Source organism: Vibrio sp. Vb0304 (genome assembly GCF_033338995.1).
Classification (GTDB): domain Bacteria; phylum Pseudomonadota; class Gammaproteobacteria; order Enterobacterales; family Vibrionaceae; genus Vibrio; species Vibrio alginolyticus.
Map to the genome: position 1 here is coordinate 1 of NZ_JAWOTT010000204.1, position 1,220 is coordinate 1,220.

At 47.0% G+C, this 1,220-nt stretch carries 1 protein-coding gene; it reads right to left on the bottom strand.

Annotation, left to right across the window (positions count from 1 at the left end; all coding sequences use genetic code 11):
- Nucleotides 1-1,220 (bottom strand): TRCF domain-containing protein (locus R7P35_RS24995; protein ID WP_318093081.1); only part of this gene is annotated, 1,220 nt, incomplete at both ends.

Sequence of the window (1,220 nt, forward strand, 5' to 3'; positions counted from 1 at the left end):
TTAACTAAATACGCTGGATTTATGTCAGCATCAGGGTAAAACTCGATAAATCCACCTTTATCATGGGCTTCTATCTTCTTCGCTTTAATACTACCTGCGGCAAATTTCAATTCTGAGACAGCCAGCAAGTTCTTCGCGGCATCAGGAAGTAAGCCAAAGCGGTCGATCAGCTCAACTTTTAATTCGGATAGCTCATCGCTGTCGCTCACACTCGCAATTCGTTTGTACATCGACAGACGCGTATTGACGTCTGGAATGTAATCATCAGGCAGTAGCGCAGGGATTCTCAGTTCCACTTCTGTTTGTTCGCGAAGCAGATCATCCAATGATGGCTCTTTACCTTCTTTCAACGCTTCGACTGCTTGTTCAAGCATTTCCATATACAGTGTAAAACCAACAGATTGAATTTGACCACTTTGTTCGTCACCAAGCAGCTCACCAGCGCCACGAATTTCCAAATCGTGCGTTGCCAGAGTAAAGCCCGCGCCTAAGTCTTCCAGTGAAGCAATGGCATCGAGACGTTTAATGGCATCTTTGGTCATTGCTTTTGGATGTGGCGTTAACAAATAAGCATAGGCTTGATGGTGAGAGCGACCAACACGGCCACGCAATTGATGCAGTTGCGCCAAGCCAAGGTTGTCAGCACGATCCATAATGATTGTGTTGGCCGTCGGAACGTCGATACCCGTTTCAATGATGGTGGTACACACCAACACGTTAAAGCGCTGGTGGTAGAAATCATTCATGATGCGTTCTAGTTCGCGTTCACGCATTTGGCCGTGTGCCACGGTAATACGGGCTTCTGGAATGAGTTTTTGTAAGTCTTCTGCCGTTTTTTCAATGGTTTCTACCTGATTGTGTAGGAAGTAAACCTGACCACCACGCATAATTTCACGCAGTACGGCTTCTCGCACCACGGACTCTTCACGTTCACGAACAAATGTCTTGATAGCTAAACGGCGTGCTGGTGGTGTGGCGATGATCGACAAATCACGCATACCACTCATTGCCATGTTCAGCGTACGAGGAATCGGCGTTGCCGTTAGGGTAAGAATGTCCACATCGGCGCGCATCGCTTTGACTTTCTCTTTTTGACGAACACCGAAGCGATGCTCTTCGTCGACAATCAACAAACCCAAATCTTTGAATTTGATGTCGCTGGAGAGCAATTTGTGCGTACCGACGACGATATCAACTTTGCCATCGGCAACATCTTGCAA